Raw genomic sequence first — 16,502 nt, 5'->3', positions numbered from 1 at the left:
AAATGATCGTGACCGATCGCAACGACAAGTATATCGCCGACGAGACACTCGACCGGGCAGGCCACGCCCGGCGCGAGCTCCTCAGGTTCGGCGGCGCCGCCACGCTCGGCGCCGTCCTGGGTGGGGGCGTCCTGCTCGGCCACGCCAGCCCCGCTCGGGCCGAAGCAGCGAGCCAGGGCGAACTCGCGCCGAACGAGCCGCTCGATATCCTGATCGTGAACTACGACGGCGGGACCCTGCTCGATTTCGCCGGCCCCAGCGAGATCTTCCACCGGCTGCCGAACACCAAGGTCCGTTATGCCAGCCTGAACGGGGGCAACGTGACGCTCGAATTCGGCGTCGTGTATGGCAACACCGAGCGACTGGCCGATATCGAAAGCACGGACCTGATCCTGGTGCCGGGCGGATCGGATCTGTCGGTGCCGATGGGCCCGGAATATCAAGCCCAGATCCGTCGCCTGGCCGAGGGCGCCAAGTACGTGACCTCGGTCTGCAACGGGTCGCTGGTGCTGGCCGCCACCGGCGTTCTCAAGGGCAAGCGCAGCGCCTGCCACTGGGCCTTCGTCAACAAGCTGGCCGAATACGGCGCGATCCCCGTTCCCGATCGCTTCGTCGAGGACGACCATGGCCGCTTCATGAGCGGCGGCGGCGTGACCGCGGGCATCGATTTCGCGCTGCGCGTTGCCGAGAAGCTGCGTGGACGACAGGCCGCCGAATTCACGCAGCTCGTCATCGAATACGATCCCGCGCCGCCGTTCCATTCCGGCCATCCCAGGGACGCGCGGCCGGAAGTGGTCGCGATGGTCGACAAGCGGCTGCCCGGTGCCTCCAAGGGCCTCGCGCGCATCCCGGGCGTTCGCTGAGCTGCCGCCTGCGCGCCGTCTTTCCCGATCCACACCTTGTTCGGAAATCATTCGATGCAACCGATTCGTTTTTATGCCGCCGTCCTGGCGGCCTGTCTTCCCGTTCTCGCGTTCGCCTCGCCGGCAGCCGACGGCAGCCCGCAGCCCGAAATCCAGGCGGCCATCAAGGCCGAGAACGCACGTTGGGCGCAAGCCTTCGCGCGGGGCGATTACGAGGCGATCGGCCGGCTCTACACGAGCGACGGCACGCTCCTGCCGCCCGGCGGCGACAAGGTCACGGGTGCCAGCGCGATCACCGACTACTTCAACAAGGGCTACGCCGGAACGAAGCCGGGCACCGTGTCGTTCAGCCACTACGAGTTCTATGGCGACGAGCGGATCGTGACCGAAGTGTCGGACGCGGAGGTTCGCGATCACGAGGGAAGGCTCAAGATCCGCGGCAAGCAGATCCTCGTCTTCCTGAAGCAGGACGGCGCCTGGAAACTGCATCGCGACATGTGGAACGACTACCCGCGCTGATCGTCCCCCGATCAGCGCTTGCCGAGCAATCGGCTCTCGCGCCGGATCGATTGCGGAGGATGCCCGTGCAGCTTGACGAAGGCCCGGCGCATTCGCTCCGGATCGACGAAGCCCACCGCCAGCGCGATCTGCTCGATCGGCTCGCTGCCGTCCTGCAGGCGCAATCGCGCCGCTTCCACGCGCAGGCGTTCCACCGCCTTGGCGGGCGTCTCGCCCGTCTCGCGACGGAATGCCCGCGCGAATTGGCGAGGACTCAATCTTGCTGCATCCGCGAGCCGCTCGACCGGCAGCGCCTCCGCCAGATGCTCCCTGGCGAAGTTCAGGGCGATGCGGATGCGATCCGATTCCGGCTCCATCCGCGACATGGCCGAGAACTGGGATTGCCCGCCCGGCCGGCGATAGGGAACCACCAGCAGCCTCGACACCGTGCGCGCGACGTCCGCGCCCATGTCCTGCTCGATCATCGCCAGGGCCAGGTCGATGCCGGAGGCGATGCCCGCCGAGGTCCAGATGCGCCCGTCCGCGATGTAGATGCTGTCGCTCTCGACCCTGACGCGAGGAAAGCGGGATTGCAGCTGGGCGGCATACCGCCAGTGCGTGGTCGCTCTCAGCTCGTTGAGCAGATCGGTTTCCGCCAGCAGGAAGGCGCCCGTGCACACGCTCGCCACCCGCGAGGCCCTCGCGCTCAATTTCCTGGCGGCGGCGATGTTGTCCGCCTCCTCCATCGGGGCGATATCGCCGCCAACGAAGATCACGGTGTCGAACGCGCGCCTGCCGATCGGCCGGGTCTCGATCGGCAGGCCGGTGTTGCCGTGAACCGGCCCGCCCGCCTGCGAAAGCACGTGAAGCTCGTAGGGGCTGTGGCCGGCGGCCGTGGCGACCTGGTTGAAGCTCGACAGCGGCCCGGCGAGATCGAGCGCATCATAACCGCGACAAACGTAGAACCCGATTCGATGCATGATGAGGTGGCCGGCTGAAAACTCTGGTGAAGTCGCATTCTAAGGAGAAAAGAAGTGATCTCCGCATCTGTCCTGAAATGAGGGAAATACGTCTCTTGCGCCGTTTGGGGGTGGCCCGATGCGAAGCGCCGAAACCGATACGCCCCAACTGGCCCTGCCGGGATTCGATACCGGACCATGGATTCCGAAACATCGCCTGTTCTTTGCCGTGATGCCCGATCCCGGCACGGCCGAGCGCATCGCGCGCCGCGGCAGCCGGCTGGCGGCCGAGGCGGGCATCGGCGGCAAGCCGCATGAGGCGGCGCGCCTGCACGTCACGCTGCAGCTCCTGGGCGATTACCTGCATGTCCCGGAGGTCGAGCTTGCCCGCGCGTGCATCGCGGCGGCCAGCGTCGAGATGCCGGTCTTCGAACTGGGCTTCGATCAGGTCCTCAGCTTCAAGGGGCGGCCCGGGCACTGGCCGCTGGTGTTGATGCCGGGTGCCGGCCTGGCAGCCTTGGCCGAGCTTCAGCGCCGGCTCGCGGGCTCGCTCAGGGGAGCCGGCCTGCGGATGTCGATGCGGCGCTTCACCCCCCATCTCACCTTGATGTATGGCACCGGCAGGCTCGATCGACGCGCCATCGAGCCGATCGCCTGGACCGTGGGTGAATTCCTGCTGATCCACAGCTGGCTCGGCCAGCATCGCTACGATGTCCTTCGGCGCTGGCAACTGGCGGGCGAGCCGCCGTGGCGTGCCGGAACTCAAACATAATAGGCATCCCCATTCGCCAACGAATCCGCCATGGACTGGAACGACCTGCGATATTTCCTCTCGGTGGCCCGCAGCGGCAGCCTCACCCAGGCCGCGGGCGAGCTGAAGGCCAGCCAGTCCACCGTCAGCCGCCGGATCGGCGAGCTGGAGGCCAGCCTGGGCATGAGCCTGTTCGCGAGAAGCCAGACCGGTTATGTCCTGACCGACGAAGGCCGCGAAGTGCTCAGGCATGCCGAACAGGTCGAGGACAGCATCCTGGCCCTGGAGCGCGGCGCGGCCGGCATCGAGAAATCGCCGGTCGGCACGGTTCGGCTGGCGACCTCGGAGAACCTCGCCACCGATCTCGTGATCCCGGCCATGCCGGCCTTTCGCGAGCGATTCCCCGGTATCTGCCTGGAGATCATCACCAGCACCGTCGCGGCGGAACTGGGCCGCCGCGAGGCCGATATCGCGTTGCGCGTGGTGCGGCCGACGCGGGGCAACCTGAAGGTCCGGCGGATCGGCCACATGCGGTACTCGGTCTATGGCAGCAGGGATTACCTCGCGCGACATCCGGCGGTGGACGGCGAGCCCCTGGGCGGCCGGCACTTCATCGCCTGGGACGACAACCACGCGCATCTGCCGGCCGCCGCCTGGCTCGCACGAGAGCATCCGGAGGCGAAGGTCGCGCTGGTGACGAGCAGTCTGCCCACCCAGATCGCTGCCGTGCGGGCCGGCCTCGGCCTGGCGGTGATCCCCGATTTCCTCGCCGTCGACGAGGCTTTCGAGCGGGTCGTGCCCGCCGAACGGATGTTCAGCAACGAGCTGTGGCTGGTGACGCACGCGGACCTGGTTGCCTCGGCGCGCGTGCGCGCGGTCGCCGATTTCCTCGCCGACCAGGTGGTGAGGACGAGCCCCGAACTTGCCGGCGACGCTTGATCGACGCGTCGATCCTGCTGCTTGCCAGGCGACGTTTCTTCGCGCGGCATCGATCGGCCTCGGCGCCGGGGCCGGCGCGTCATCGCAGCGCGAGGCGCGCGAGGCTCGCGATGCCGCCCACCACGGCAAAACCGGCGCCGAGCAGCAGCGCCACGAGCGTGCCATGGGCTCCCGCCAGGCCGAAACTCAGCGCAACCAGCGAGGCGCCGCTGGCCTGGCCGATCAGCCTCGCCATCGCGACGATGCCGCTGGCGCCGCTCGACCGATCCGCCGGCGCGGCGGACATGATCGCCTTCTGGTTCGGTGACTGGAACAGGCCGAAGCCGAGGCCGACGACGATCATGCCGCCGAGCAGGGCCGCCAGCGGCGCCGCGTGGGGCAGGGCGGCGAGCAGCAGCATGCCGAGCGCCAGGCACAGCAGGCCCAGTGCGCCGAGGATGCCGGGCGCGAAGCGGTCCGAGAGCCGCCCGGCCAGCGGCGCCATCAAGGCCACCACCACCGACCACGGCGTCATCACATAGCCGGTCTGCTGGGCGCTCATGCCCATCGCGTGCTCGAGATGGAACGGCAGGGCGACGAAGGCCAGGCCCTGGGCCGCGAACGCGCAGAAGCTGGTCAGCACCGAGAGCGTGAACAAGGGCCGTTTCAGCAGGTCCAGCGGCAGCATGGGCGCGAGCTTGTCGCGTTCGTGAGCCGTCAAGGCCGCCAGCGCCACCACGAACAGCAGCAGCGCGCCGAGCGTGTGGGTCCAGGGCTCGCCCTGTGCCGTCGCGGCGAGCCCGTAGATCAGGGCCGCGAAGGCGATCGTGGTCAACGTCGCGGCCTTCGCGTCGAAGCCGGCGGCGCTCGCCGGCGAGCGCGGCAGGCTGGACAGCGAGAAGGCGATGGCGACCAGGCCGATCGGCAGGTTGACGGCGAACAGCCACGGCCAGTTGCCGAGCGAGAGAATCGCCGAGGCGGCGGTCGGGCCGAGCGCGAACGAGGCGCCGACCACCAGGGCATTGAGCCCCAGCCCGCGCCCGAGCATCGCGCGCGGATAGAGCATGGCGATCAGCGCGGTGTTCACGCTCATGATCGCGCTGGCGCCGATGCCCTGGCACACGCGGGCGGCGATCAGGGCCGCCAGGCTGCCCGACAGCGCGCAGGCCGCCGAGGCGAGGGTGAACACCACCAGGCCGCCGATGTAGACGCGCCGATGGCCGACCGCCGCGCCCAGGGCGGCGAAGGGCAGCAGCGTCGCGACGGCCGCCAGTTGGTAGGCGTTGATGATCCATACCGAGGTGCCGGCCGCGGTATGGAGGCTGGCGGCGATGCTGGGCAGCGCCGTGTTGGCGATCGCGGTGTCGAGGATCGCGAGCGCGATCGACACCATCAGCGCGGCCATCGCGAGGCGGGACTGGCGCGACAGTCGCGGGCTGTCCTGGCGGGATGCCGATTCGGAAAAACTCGAGGGTGTCATGGCCTGAAGTGAATGCGGGTGGAGCATGCCCGCGCGAAGCGGGCCGGACGCGCTCGACGTCCGGCCCTTGCGCGATCGGCTGGTGGTTCAGCGGGTGGCGACGGTCTTGTCGGCCCACAGATCGACCGGGCCGAGGCGATCCGCGCCCTGGGTCGCCAGCATCCAGCCCGGATATTCCGGCGGCAGTTCGCTGACGGCGTCGAGCCGGCGGATTTCCTCCTCGTCCAGCACGATGTCGATGGCCGCGAGGTTGTCCTGCAACTGGTCCAGGCGCCGGGCGCCCACCAGCACCGAGGTCACCACCGGCTTCGACAGCAGCCAGGCCAGCGCGATGCGCGCGGGGCTGCAGGCATGCGCCTCGGCGATCGGCCGCATCGCGTCGATCACGTTCCAGGCGCGCGCCTTGTCGACGATGGGGAAGTCGAATCCGGAGCGGCGCGAGCCCTCGCTGGCTTGCTGCTCCCGGCTGAACTTGCCCGACAGCAGGCCGCCCGCCAGCGGGCTCCAGACCAGCAGCCCCATCTTCTCCGCCTCCAGCAGCGGCACCAGTTCGCGCTCCAGGTCGCGGCCGGCGATCGAGTAATAGGCCTGCAGGGTATTGAAGCGCGCCAGATCGAGCCGCGCCGAGATGCCGAGCGCGGTCGCGATGCGCCAGGCCTGCCAGTTCGATACGCCGATATAGCGCACCTTGCCCTGGCGGACCAGGTCGTCCAGCGCGCGCAGCGTCTCCTCGGTCGGCGTCAGCGCGTCGGTCGCGTGGATCTGGTAAAGGTCGATATGGTCGGTCTTCAGCCGCGCGAGACTCGCCTCGACCGCATCCATGATGTGGCCGCGCGAGGCGCCGACGTCGTTGCGGCCCTGGCCCATGCGGCTGGCCACCTTGGTCGCCAGCACGTAGTCGTGGCGCGCGATGCCGAGGTTGCGGAACGACTGGCCGAGCGTGCGCTCGCTCTCGCCGTCGGAATACACGTCGGCCGTGTCGAAGAAGTTGATGCCGGCCTCGAGGCTTTCCCTGACCAGCGCGTCGGCGCCGGCCTGGTCCAGTTCGCCGATGTGCTGGTAGACGCCGGTGCCGCTGCTGAAGGTCATGGTGCCGAGACAGAGCTGCGAAACCAGCAGGCCGGTGTTGCCGAGGGTCTTGTATTTCATGGCGGGCTCCTTTGCCTTGGGGATGACGGCTATTCTGGGTTTCTCCTTGGCGAAAAAGAACGGCTGAAAGTCGAAGGTGGTTTTCTGTTTTTGGAAAGCGCGGGCGAACTTCGACGAAATCAGGCCAGCCGTGCCGCTTTATTTCCTGCCTCGGACCGGACCCTCAAGCCGCCCCGAAGCCCGCCGATAACCCAGACGTAGCGCCCGCTGAATACGCAGCCTCTCCAGCCGGCCAGCCCCTCGCTGGCCAACGCAACCCAACCCGCGACCCCACCATGTCCATCGCCCCCGTTTCCAGCTCGACATCGTCCTATTCCAGCGCCTACGACACGAGCGCGACCGACCCGAACCCGCTCGACCCCAACAACCTCGACCCGAACGATCCCGCCAACCAGGATCCGACCGACACGAGCAACCAGGCCAAGGCCGCGCCGAACACGGCGCCCGAGATCGCCGACCTGCGCAAGGTCCAGCAGCAGTTGGCGAAGCAATTGAAGGAAGCGGAGAAGGGCGCCGGTTCGAATCCCGCCGGCCAGGCGCTGATCGTCAACCTGACCACGCAGATCACGGCGATCGAATCCACCATCGACAACATCCAGGGTCTGGGCGGCATGGTGGCGCAAAAGAAGCTGGCGGCCAGCTCGAAGGCGGAGGCGAACTCGACGCGCGCCCTGCAACAGCAGATCACGCAGCAGAGCCTGCGCGGCAACGACGCGTCGAAAAGCACGCAGATCACGGCCGCAGCCGTCACCGACGCGAGCAAGAGCAATGCCGTCCGGCTGGACATGAAGGGAACCGTCCTCAACACGGTGGCGTGAAGCGCCAGCCTCGCCAACCCATCGACAGATCCCCGTCAGCGATCAGGCGGCCTTCACATCCAGGCCGCCCGGTCCACTCCTGCGACGCAGCTCCGAAGGCGCATGCCCGCCGATGCGCCGCATCGCATGCGCCAGCGCCGCGCCGCTGCCGAAGCCCACGCGAAACGCCACCTCGCCGATCGGCAAGTCCGTTTCCGCCAGCAACTGGCAGGCATTCCGGTAGCGCACGCGTTGCTGGAATTCGCCGATCGACAGCCCCGTGCCCTCCCGGAACAGTCGCGTGATATGACGCCGCGAAATGCCGAAACGCGCCTCCAGCGCATCGAGCGGAATCTCCTGGTCGGCATTCGAGGTGATGAACGCCTCCAGGTCGGCGACCAGCGCCATGCCGTGCTCGCCGGGCGAGGTGGCGGGCTCGGTATTGCCCGCGATCACCTCGCTGATGCATTGCATCAGCAGGGCCGAGGCCAGGGCCTGGCGCGTCGCCGCGCTGCCATAGGCGCCCGTCTCGCCGCGCAGCGAAAGATCCTGCAGGCTGCGGATCGCCGCCGAGCGGCGCACCAGCAGCGGGGCACTCGTGCGTCGACGGAATTCGCCGAGCGAACCCACGCCGCTGTCGAGCTTGCGCAGCGCGTCCGCGGTGACATAGACGGCCACATGCGTATGCGGCGCGCAGCCGGCGCGCGTCTGGTGGAATTGTCCCGACGGCACCACGGCGAAGCGGTCCTGCGACAGCCAGATTCCCGCGCGATGATCCTCGTGGCGGATCTCGACGGCGCCGTGGCTGGGCAGGATGAACATCAGGCAGTCGTGCCAGTGCCAGGGCATGGCGTAGCTGCCGCTGCTGGTCAGCGTGGCGGAGCCGTCGTCGGCGGCGACCAGCTGGTTCTTGTTGGCCGGCTGGCACAGTTGATGAAACGAGCGCAGCATGGCGCGGCTCCCATCCGATCGGTAAACAGTGACGCCCCGGCTTCGGGCGGCGCGATCCGGCATGCGCCTGCCCGTCCATGAACGGCTCCCGGGCAGCATAGCAATTCAAAATATCCCCCGGACATCGCGTCCAACCCGGATTCGCCCGGCCAGCCCCGGGGAAATATCCGGGTTCACCCGCATGTCCGGGCTCGCGCGGCACCGCCGCCGGCATGGCCCGTTCGATCAAAAACCAGGGCCCGCTCGCGCGCGCGGCGCGGGAGCGATCCTCGTAAGCTGAGTGGAACGAAACGCGTCCTTCAGCCTGCGAGGTCCCCAGCGCAATGCCCTCAGCTCATCGAGTCGAAATCCTCAGCGTGTTCGCCGCCGGCCCCGGCGGCGGCAATCCCGCTCCCATCGTGATCGACGCGGCCGGCATGTCCGACGCGCAGATGCAGGAGGTCGCGCAGCGTCATGGGCACGAGAGCGGCTTCGTGCTGCCGGCGCCGCCCGGATCCGATTGCGACTACGAATTCCGTTTCTGGGTGCCCCGGCACGAGATGTCGATGTGCGGCCACGCCACGGTCGGCGCGGTCTGGCTGCTGCACCAGGCCGGGCGGCTGCGGGGCGATCGCCTGGACATCCTGACCCGCAGCGGCCGCGTGCAGGCCAGGATCACCGGGCAGTCGGCCGAAGGCGCCGCCGTCGAGATCTCGCAGCCGCTGGGGCGCGTCGAGCCGCTGCCGCAGGCGCGGGAGAGCCGCGCGGCGATCCTCGAGGTGCTCGGCATCGACGAGACGCAAATGGCGCCGCTGCCGATCCAGAACGCCAGCACCAGCCGCGTCAAGACGCTGATTCCGCTGGCCAGCCCCGCCGTGCTCGATGCCCTCGCGCCGCGCTTCGACCAAGTCGAGGCGCTCTGCGATCGCATCGGCTCCACGGGCCTCTATCCCTACGCGAGCCTCGATGCCGATCGGCAGATCTTCGATGCGCGGCAGTTCCCGCGCAGCTCGGGTTATCCGGAGGATGCCGCCACCGGCATCGCGGCCGCCGCGCTGTCGTTCGGCCTGCTGGCCAACGGCCTGGTCGAGCCCTCGGCGCGAACCATCACGATCCGCCAGGGGCGCGCCATGCGGCGGCCCTCGCAGATCTCGGTCAGCTTCAGCCTGGCGCCGGGCATCGAGCCGGGCTGTCCCGACGGCTGCTGGCTGGGCGGCCCGGTCCGCTTCGAGTCGCAATGACGCCCCAAGCGGCCCCGTGACGCCCGGCGCCAAGCCTTTACACCAAGCCGGCCGCCTCGCGAAGAGACAGGCCCGGCATGCACAACCACTCGTGGAGAGCACCATGAACCGCCGTCAATTGCTGCAACTCGGCCTCGCGGCCGGTCCCGCCATCCTGCTGTCCCGTTCGGTGCTGGCCGACGAGCCCGAGCTCGTGATCGGCTCCAACGTGGGCAGCCCGCCGTTCGCGTTCAAGCAGGGCAACGGCTATTCCGGCTTCGACGTCGAGGTCTGGGCCGAGGTGGCCAAGGGCATGAACCGCAAGTGGCGCCTGCAGCCGATGGAGTTCGGCGCGCTGATCCCGGCGCTGCAGACGCACAACCTCGATGCGATCGTCTCCCAGCTCTTCATCAAGCCGGAGCGCCAGCAGGTGATCGACTTCTCCACGCCCTACTACAAGAGCGGCCTGATCGCGGTCACGCGGGCCGACAACACCAGCATCCACGACACGGCCGATCTCGACGGCAAGCGCATCGGCACCGAAACCGGCACCGTCGCGGTGGCGTACATCAAGGAACACCTCAAGGGCGTCACGCTCGACCAGTTGCCCAGCATCAACAACGCGCTGCTGGCACTCGAGGCCGGCCGCACCGACGCGGTCGTCTACGACAAGCCGCAGTTGCTCTACTACGCGAACACCGCCGGCAAGGGCAGGATCCGCGTGGTGCAGCCGCCGCTGGAAGGGCTCGATGTCGGCATCGGCTTCCAGAAGGGCAGCCCGCTGGTGGCGGCCGCGAATGCCCAACTGGCCGCCATGCGCGCCGACGGGCGGCTGCAGGCGCTCAATCGCAAATGGTTCGGCGAGGCGGCGTCATGAGTTTCGACTGGGCGGCCGTCTGGGCCGCATTGCCCGATCTCTTGCAAGGCCTGCGCCTGACCTTGCTGATCGCGCTGGCGGGGCTGGGCGGCGGCGTCGTGCTCGGCGTGCTGGCCGGCGTCGCGCTGACCTACGGCGGGCGCGTCGTCTCGATCCCGGCGCAGGTCTATGTCGCGCTGATTCGCGGCACGCCGATCGTGGTGCAGGTGATGTTCGTCTACTTCGCCCTGCCGATCATGATGGACATCCGCATCAGCGCCACCCATGCCGCCATCATCACGCTGATCGTCAATTCGGGTGCCTACAACGCGGAGATCATCCGCGGCGCGCTCGACGCGGTGCCCATCGGCCTGCGCGAGGCGGGGCTGGCGATGGGGCTGCCGTTCCCCACCGTGCTGGCCCACGTGATCGCGCCGATCGCCTACCGGCGCGCGCTGCCGGCGATGGGCAACCAGTTCGTCAACCTGGTCAAGGACACCTCGATCTTCCTCGTCATCGGCGTGGGCGAGATGACCCGGCGCGGCCAGGAAATCATGGCCGAGAATTTCCGCGCGGTGGAGATCTGGAGCGCGGTGGCCGTCATCTATCTGCTCGTGATCAGCGTGCTGGCGCTGGGCCTGCGAGTGCTCGAACGGAAGGTACGCCTGAAATGAGCATGATCGAATTCCGCCAGGCGTCGAAGCGCTTCGGCGACCATGTGGTGCTGCAGCCGCTCGACCTGTCGATCGAGCGCGGTGAGGTGGCGGTGATCGTCGGCCCCTCGGGCTCCGGCAAGTCGACCATGCTGCGCTGTATCAACGGCCTGGAGACACTGAGCGCCGGCGACCTGCGCGTGGACGGCATCAGCGTGCTGGGCAGCGCGCGCGACGTCAGGCGCATCCGGCTCGAGGCCGGCATGGTGTTCCAGCAGTTCAACCTGTTCCCGAACCTGACGGCGATGCAGAACGTGATGTTCGGGCCGATCCGCGCGCGCGGCAAATCGAAGGCGCAGGCGCGCGAGATCGCCGCGGCGCTGCTCCACAAGGTGGGCCTGGCCGAGCGCATGAACCACTATCCCTCGCAGTTGTCCGGCGGCCAGCAGCAGCGCGTGGCGATCGCACGCGCGCTGGCGATCCAGCCCAAGCTGATGCTGTTCGACGAGCCGACCTCCGCGCTCGATCCCGAGCTGCGCCAGGAAGTGCTCAAGGTGATGCAGACGCTCGCCGGCGAGGGCATGACCATGATCGTGGTCACGCACGAGATGGGCTTCGCCCAGCGGGTGGGCACGCGTTTGCTGTTCATGGAAGGCGGGCGCCTGGTGCACGATGGCGATCCGGCCGCGATGCTCGCGTCGCCGCCGGGCGAGCGGTTCCGCGAGTTCCTCCAGCATGTTCATTGATCGGGAGCCCTGAGCAAGATGATCCCTGCACGCTTCGAAAGCGACTATGGATTCCGGCGCGACAGCGTCCGGCACGAGAACTGGCGCGACGCGCCCTGGAACGTCTGGGCGTTTCGCCACGTCCACGAGCTGATCCCGAGCGCGCGCATCGCGGCCACGCCGGGCCTGGCGGAACCGCCCCTGGTCGATGCCGAGGCCCTGACGCGGCACGAGCTGGAGATCGGCGGCGAGCGGCGCACCGTGGCCTCGATCCTGCGCGAGACCTGGACCGACGCGATCACGGTGATGCGGGGCGGGCGCATCGTCGCCGATTTCCACGCGCCGAACTTCACGCTGCAGAGCCGCCATATCCTGTTCTCGGCGAGCAAGTCGGTGGCGGGGCTGCTGGCCGGCATGCTCTACGGCGACGGCCTGCTCGATCCCGAGGCGCCGGTCGCCCACTACGTGCCGGAACTGGCGCGTTCGGCGTTCGGCGACGCGCGTGTCAGGCATGTGCTGGACATGCGCACCAGCCTCGCCTTCAACGAGGACTATCTCGATCCGAACGGCATCTACGCGCGCTACCGGCGCGCCGGGCTGCTCGATCCGCGTCGCGACGGCGAGCCGAGGGAAACCGTGCTCGAGCTGCTGGCCGCCTTGCCCAAGGGCGAGGGCGAGCACGGCGGCCCGTTCCATTACTGCTCGCCCAATTCCGACGTGCTGGGCCTGGTGATCGAGCGCGCCTCGGGCGAGCGCTACGCGGATTTCGCCTCGCGACGTCTCTGGCAGGCGCTGGACTTGCGGCAGGACGGCTGCGTGACCGTGGACATCGCCGGCACGGCGCGCTCGGGCGGCGGCCTCTGCATGGGCGTGCGCGACCTGGCGCGGGTCGGCGAGCTGGTGCGCCTGGGCGGCAACCACCAAGGGCGCCGCCTGATCCCCGCCGACTGGATGGAGGACACGCTCACGGGCGGCAGCGCCGAGGCCTGGCGGCAAGGCGATTTCTCCGACTGGCTGCCGAACGGCAAGTACCGCAACAAGTGGTATCAGCTCGGCAATGCCAGCGGCGCCTGTTTCGCGATCGGCATCCATGGCCAGTGGCTGTATGTCGACCGGGCCAACGAGACGGTGATCGCCAAGTTCTCCTCGCAGCCCTGGCCGACCAACAACGACGTCAAGCACCTCAACCTCGCCTTGTTCGAGGCGCTCGCGTCGATGCGTTGAAGCCGGGGCCGAGGCGGTATGGCTCAGGCCGCCTGTCGCACGGGCCGGAACACGATCTCGTTGACGCCCATCTCCTCCGGCTGGCCGATCGCGAACGCCACGGCCCGCGCAAACGACTCGGCGGGCAGGGCGATCTCATAGGCACCGCGTATCGCCTGCGCGATGACCGGATCCGATACGCCCTCCGGTAGCTCGGACGTCACGGCGCCGGGCGAGACGATGGTGGTGCGAATGCCGTGTGCCAGCGCTTCCTGGCGCAAGCCTTCCGAGATCGCCCGTACCGCCTGCTTGGTCGCCGAATAGACGGCGGTGCCCGGGCCGATGCTGAAGGCGGCGATCGACGAGACATTGACGATGTGGCCCGCGCGCTGCCGCTGCATCAGCGGCAGCGCCGCGGCGATGCCGTTGAGCACGCCCTTCACGTTCACGTCGATCATCCTGTTCCATTCCTCGGTGTTGCCGCTGTCGAGCATCGATAGCGGCGCGATGCCGGCATTGTTGACGAGCACGTCCACTCGCCCGTGTTTCGCGACGGCGGCATCCATCACCTGCCGCATGTCGGCGGCGCGGGTGACATCCGCGCGCACGGGCAGCGCCTCGCCGCCACGCTCGGCGATCTCCGCTGCCAATTGCTCGATGCGTTCGGCGCGCCGCGCCGCGAGCACGACGCGCGCGCCCAGGGCGGCGAGATGACGTGCGGCGGCTTCGCCCAATCCGCTGCTTGCGCCGGTGATCACGACGATTTTGCCGGCGATGCCGTTGGCCTTGATGTCGGTGGCGTCGATGGTTTTGGTACGGGAGGTATTCATTGCTCGGGAACTCCTTCGCTCAGGCCGGGTGGGTGGCCGGGGTAGTGGATGACGTCGCTGCGTCCATGCCCTCGATTGAACGACGAAGCCGGGAGCCGACGATAGACACGAACTGCCATCCAAATGCACAATCCTTCCAATTTCAAGATTTTCGAGTCAAGGCAAGATGCCACGCGGCACTCATCGATTGGACGAATTGCGAAGCCTGATCCGTCGCCACGCCGAGACAGGCGACAGGCATGGCGCGCTGCCAGGGCTGGTGCTGTCGGCCTACACCTTGCCCACCTCCGCCGAGCCGGTGTGGGCGGAACCGGCGCTGGCCATCATCGCCCAGGGCGCGAAGGACGTGGTGCTCGGCGACGAGGTTTATCGCTACGCCGCCGGCCAATACCTGATCTATTCGGTGGACCTGCCGCTCAGCTCGCGCGTGGCGCAGGCGAGCGACCGAGCGCCCTTGCTCGGACTCGGGATCCGGCTGAACCCCGAGCGGATCGCCGGCCTGCTGCTTGACGCGGGCGGGCACGCCACGGGCCGGGGTGCACCTGGTGGACGAACTGGACAACGCGGCATCGCCGTCGGCACGATCGACGACGACTTGCTCGATGCTGTCATTCGTCTGCTGCGCCTGCTCGACCGGACGCAGGACATCCCGGTGCTGGCGGCGTCGATCGAGCGCGAGATTCTCTGGCGCCTGATCAACGGCGAGCAGGGCGCGCTGGTCCGGCAACTGGGGATCGCCGACGGGCACACGATGCAGATCGGCCGTGCGATCCGGGCGATCCGGGCCCAGTACGCCGAGGCGATCCGGGTCGAGGAACTGGCCGAGCTGGCGAACATGAGCCTGACTTCCTTCCATCGTCATTTCGTGGCGCTCACTTCCCTCAGCCCGATCCAGTTCCAGAAGCAGATCCGCCTGCAGGCCGCTCGGGCCATGCTGCTTTCGTCCTCTCGCGAAGTCGCCGAGATCGGTTTCGAGGTGGGTTACGACAGTCCTTCGCAGTTCAGCCGCGAATATCGGCGACAGTTCGGTCGCCCGCCGCGCGCCGACGGCGATGCGATGAAACAGGGCCGGGCAGGCTGATACGGGCGCCAGGTTCAGCCATCGCGGCACAATCCATTAGCTTTCCTGATACTCCCGTCCTTCATGCTGATTTCCTGAATCTGGCCGCCTACACTGATCTCCATGGCGCGAACATCCACGCGCGGACAATCGAAAAGATCAGAGGAGACAGACGGTGAGCACGAAGGTATTGCTGGAAGACCTGCCGCTACGGCCCTTCCACCTGGGCGTGGCCCTGAGCGGCACGGGAGGGCAGTTCAGCGATGGTTTCGTGCTGGGCATCATCGGCATCGCCGTAAGCATGGCCGCCGGCGCGCTGCACCTGGACGCGGTCTGGATGGGCCTGCTCGGCGCGGCCTCGCTGGCGGGGCTGTTTCTCGGCAGCCTGCTGGCTGGCCCGCTGGCCGATCGCTCAGGACGCCGCATCATCTTCGCCTTCGACATGCTGCTGTTCGCGGCGCTGTCCGCCGCCCAGTATTTCGTCACCTCGCCCTCGCAACTGCTGGTGCTGCGCCTGCTGCTGGGCCTGATCCTCGGCGCCGACTACGTCGTCAGCAAGTCGCTCGTCACCGAATACGCGCCGCGTCGTTATCGCGGCCGGCTGCTCAGCATCCTCGCGGCGGCCTGGGCGGCCGGTTATGTGGGCGCCTATCTGGCCGGCTTCGCGCTGCGCGATATCGGCCCGGATGCCTGGCGCATCATGCTCGCCGCCAGCGGCGTGCCGGCGCTGCTGATCCTGCCGTTCCGCCTGACGGTGCCGGAATCGCCGATGTGGCTGATGAAGCGCGGGCGCGGCGAGGAGGCGCTGGCCATCGTGCGCCGCAAGTTCGGCCCCGACGTCACGCTGGCCCCGCCTTCCCCGTCCCCGTCCCCGTCCCCGTCCTTGGTCGCGCGCCGCGCCGGTGCCTGGGCCGAGCTGTTCTCCCCGCGCTGGCGCCGCAACACCTGGGTGGGCTGCGTGTTCTACACGGCCCAGGTGATCCCGTATTTCGCGCTGGGCACCTTCGCGCCCAAGGTGCTCCAGGCGCTGCAGGTCAAGGACAGCTTCGTGGGCGGCCTGGTCTACAACCTGCTGCTGCTGGCCGGCGCGATCGTCGGCCTGCTGCTGGTCGACCGCGTCTCGCGCCGGGCCTTCCTGATCGGCACCTTCTACCTGGCGGCGCTGGGTCTGGCCGTGCTCGCCTATGCCGGATTCGGGCCGGTCGGCACCATGCTGGCCTTCGGGCTGTTCGCCTGCGTGCTGTCGGCGGCGGCCAACCTGGAATTCGTCTATCCGCCCGAGCTGTTCCCGACCCACCTGCGTGCCTCGGGCGTCGGCCTGGCGGTCGCCTCGAGCCGCTTCGGCTCGGCCATCAGCACCTTCCTGCTGCCGCTGGCGGTGCAGCGGGTGGGCGTCCACGCGACGCTGGGCGTGTGCGTGGCGGTGCTGCTGGCGGGCGGCGTGTTCTGCCATGCGTTCGCGCCGGAAACCGGCGGCGAGAAGCTCGCCGACATGGAAGCGCCCGATGGCGACGAGCCGGCTGCCTACGCCGGCCCGGTCGGCGACCGGCGCGCCTGAGCCGGCAGGCACGCATGGACGCATCGCGGCGGCTGGCGGAAGATGGGCGCGA

Annotated in this window: 17 protein-coding genes; 12 read left to right on the top strand and 5 right to left on the bottom strand. The window is 68.5% G+C overall.

Annotated features, from left to right (window positions below; genetic code table 11):
• The first annotated feature begins 2 nt into the window (after positions 1 to 2).
• Positions 3 to 863, top strand: coding sequence for a DJ-1/PfpI family protein (locus tag F3J18_RS02560; protein WP_166911182.1), 861 nt, complete (start codon positions 3 to 5; stop codon positions 861 to 863).
• A 54-nt stretch (positions 864 to 917) separates the two neighbouring features.
• Positions 918 to 1,382 (top strand): nuclear transport factor 2 family protein, encoded by a 465-nt coding sequence (locus F3J18_RS02555; protein ID WP_166911180.1) that lies wholly within the window; start codon positions 918 to 920, stop codon positions 1,380 to 1,382.
• 11 nt (positions 1,383 to 1,393) lie between these two features.
• Here F3J18_RS02555 and F3J18_RS02550 read toward each other — a convergent pair whose 3' ends face one another.
• Positions 1,394 to 2,341 carry a helix-turn-helix domain-containing protein gene (locus tag F3J18_RS02550; RefSeq protein WP_166911178.1) on the bottom strand — a complete coding sequence of 316 codons (948 nt, stop codon included), beginning with the start codon at positions 2,339 to 2,341 and terminating at the stop codon, positions 1,394 to 1,396.
• 118 nt (positions 2,342 to 2,459) lie between these two features.
• Here F3J18_RS02550 and F3J18_RS02545 point away from each other — a divergent pair, with 118 nt between their 5' ends.
• Both F3J18_RS02545 and F3J18_RS02540 read left to right on the top strand, forming a co-directional pair.
• Complete coding sequence (locus tag F3J18_RS02545; RefSeq protein ID WP_166911176.1) at positions 2,460 to 3,092, top strand: 2'-5' RNA ligase family protein; 633 nt, start codon at positions 2,460 to 2,462, stop codon at positions 3,090 to 3,092.
• Positions 3,093 to 3,122: 30 nt separating this feature from the next.
• Positions 3,123 to 4,010 (top strand): LysR family transcriptional regulator, encoded by an 888-nt coding sequence (locus F3J18_RS02540; RefSeq protein ID WP_166911174.1) that lies wholly within the window; start codon positions 3,123 to 3,125, stop codon positions 4,008 to 4,010.
• Between the two features lie 79 nt (positions 4,011 to 4,089).
• Here F3J18_RS02540 and F3J18_RS02535 read toward each other — a convergent pair whose 3' ends face one another.
• Positions 4,090 to 5,469 (bottom strand): MFS transporter, encoded by a 1,380-nt coding sequence (locus tag F3J18_RS02535; protein WP_166911172.1) that lies wholly within the window; start codon positions 5,467 to 5,469, stop codon positions 4,090 to 4,092.
• A gap of 87 nt (positions 5,470 to 5,556) precedes the next feature.
• On the bottom strand, positions 5,557 to 6,618 hold the full coding sequence (locus F3J18_RS02530) for an aldo/keto reductase (RefSeq protein ID WP_025096664.1): 1,062 nt from the start codon (positions 6,616 to 6,618) through the stop codon (positions 5,557 to 5,559).
• A 275-nt stretch (positions 6,619 to 6,893) separates the two neighbouring features.
• On the opposite strand from F3J18_RS02530, the gene F3J18_RS02525 reads away from it, so the two are divergent.
• Positions 6,894 to 7,436 (top strand): hypothetical protein, encoded by a 543-nt coding sequence (locus F3J18_RS02525; protein ID WP_166911170.1) that lies wholly within the window; start codon positions 6,894 to 6,896, stop codon positions 7,434 to 7,436.
• 42 nt (positions 7,437 to 7,478) lie between these two features.
• On the opposite strand, the gene F3J18_RS02520 is transcribed toward F3J18_RS02525, so the two are convergent.
• Positions 7,479 to 8,366 carry an AraC family transcriptional regulator gene (locus F3J18_RS02520; protein WP_166911168.1) on the bottom strand — a complete coding sequence of 296 codons (888 nt, stop codon included), beginning with the start codon at positions 8,364 to 8,366 and terminating at the stop codon, positions 7,479 to 7,481.
• A gap of 323 nt (positions 8,367 to 8,689) precedes the next feature.
• Between F3J18_RS02520 and F3J18_RS02515 the strand changes: the two genes are divergently transcribed.
• The 5 genes from F3J18_RS02515 to F3J18_RS02495 all read left to right on the top strand — a co-directional run bounded on the left by F3J18_RS02515 (position 8,690) and on the right by F3J18_RS02495 (position 13,023).
• Entirely contained in the window at positions 8,690 to 9,586 is an 897-nt protein-coding gene (locus tag F3J18_RS02515; RefSeq protein ID WP_166911166.1) for a PhzF family phenazine biosynthesis isomerase, read from the top strand.
• A 103-nt stretch (positions 9,587 to 9,689) separates the two neighbouring features.
• Positions 9,690 to 10,442, top strand: a complete 753-nt coding sequence (locus F3J18_RS02510) for a transporter substrate-binding domain-containing protein (protein WP_025096672.1) — start codon at positions 9,690 to 9,692, stop codon at positions 10,440 to 10,442.
• Positions 10,439 to 11,095, top strand: a complete 657-nt coding sequence (gene glnP, locus F3J18_RS02505) for a glutamine ABC transporter permease GlnP (protein ID WP_036051073.1) — start codon at positions 10,439 to 10,441, stop codon at positions 11,093 to 11,095. The genes F3J18_RS02510 and glnP overlap by 4 nt, the downstream gene beginning before the upstream one ends.
• On the top strand, positions 11,092 to 11,820 hold the full coding sequence (glnQ, locus tag F3J18_RS02500; protein WP_166911164.1) for a glutamine ABC transporter ATP-binding protein GlnQ: 729 nt from the start codon (positions 11,092 to 11,094) through the stop codon (positions 11,818 to 11,820). The genes glnP and glnQ overlap by 4 nt, the downstream gene beginning before the upstream one ends.
• A gap of 18 nt (positions 11,821 to 11,838) precedes the next feature.
• Positions 11,839 to 13,023: a serine hydrolase gene (locus F3J18_RS02495; RefSeq protein WP_025096675.1), complete on the top strand. Its 1,185-nt coding sequence runs from the start codon at positions 11,839 to 11,841 to the stop codon at positions 13,021 to 13,023.
• Between the two features lie 23 nt (positions 13,024 to 13,046).
• On the opposite strand, the gene F3J18_RS02490 is transcribed toward F3J18_RS02495, so the two are convergent.
• A complete protein-coding gene (locus tag F3J18_RS02490; RefSeq protein ID WP_166911162.1) occupies positions 13,047 to 13,832 on the bottom strand; it encodes an SDR family oxidoreductase in 786 nt (261 codons plus the stop codon).
• A 187-nt stretch (positions 13,833 to 14,019) separates the two neighbouring features.
• Here F3J18_RS02490 and F3J18_RS02485 point away from each other — a divergent pair, with 187 nt between their 5' ends.
• Positions 14,020 to 14,913, top strand: a complete 894-nt coding sequence (locus F3J18_RS02485) for an AraC family transcriptional regulator (protein ID WP_205195262.1) — start codon at positions 14,020 to 14,022, stop codon at positions 14,911 to 14,913.
• A gap of 154 nt (positions 14,914 to 15,067) precedes the next feature.
• Positions 15,068 to 16,450, top strand: coding sequence for an MFS transporter (locus F3J18_RS02480; protein ID WP_166911158.1), 1,383 nt, complete (start codon positions 15,068 to 15,070; stop codon positions 16,448 to 16,450).
• Positions 16,451 to 16,502: the final 52 nt, after the last annotated feature.

This window comes from Burkholderia sp. Ax-1720 (genome assembly GCF_011753035.1).
In the GTDB taxonomy this organism is placed as follows: domain Bacteria; phylum Pseudomonadota; class Gammaproteobacteria; order Burkholderiales; family Burkholderiaceae; genus Burkholderia; species Burkholderia gladioli.
The sequence above is the reverse complement of the archived record's forward strand: the minus strand, read 5'-3'. Positions and strand labels throughout refer to the sequence as shown.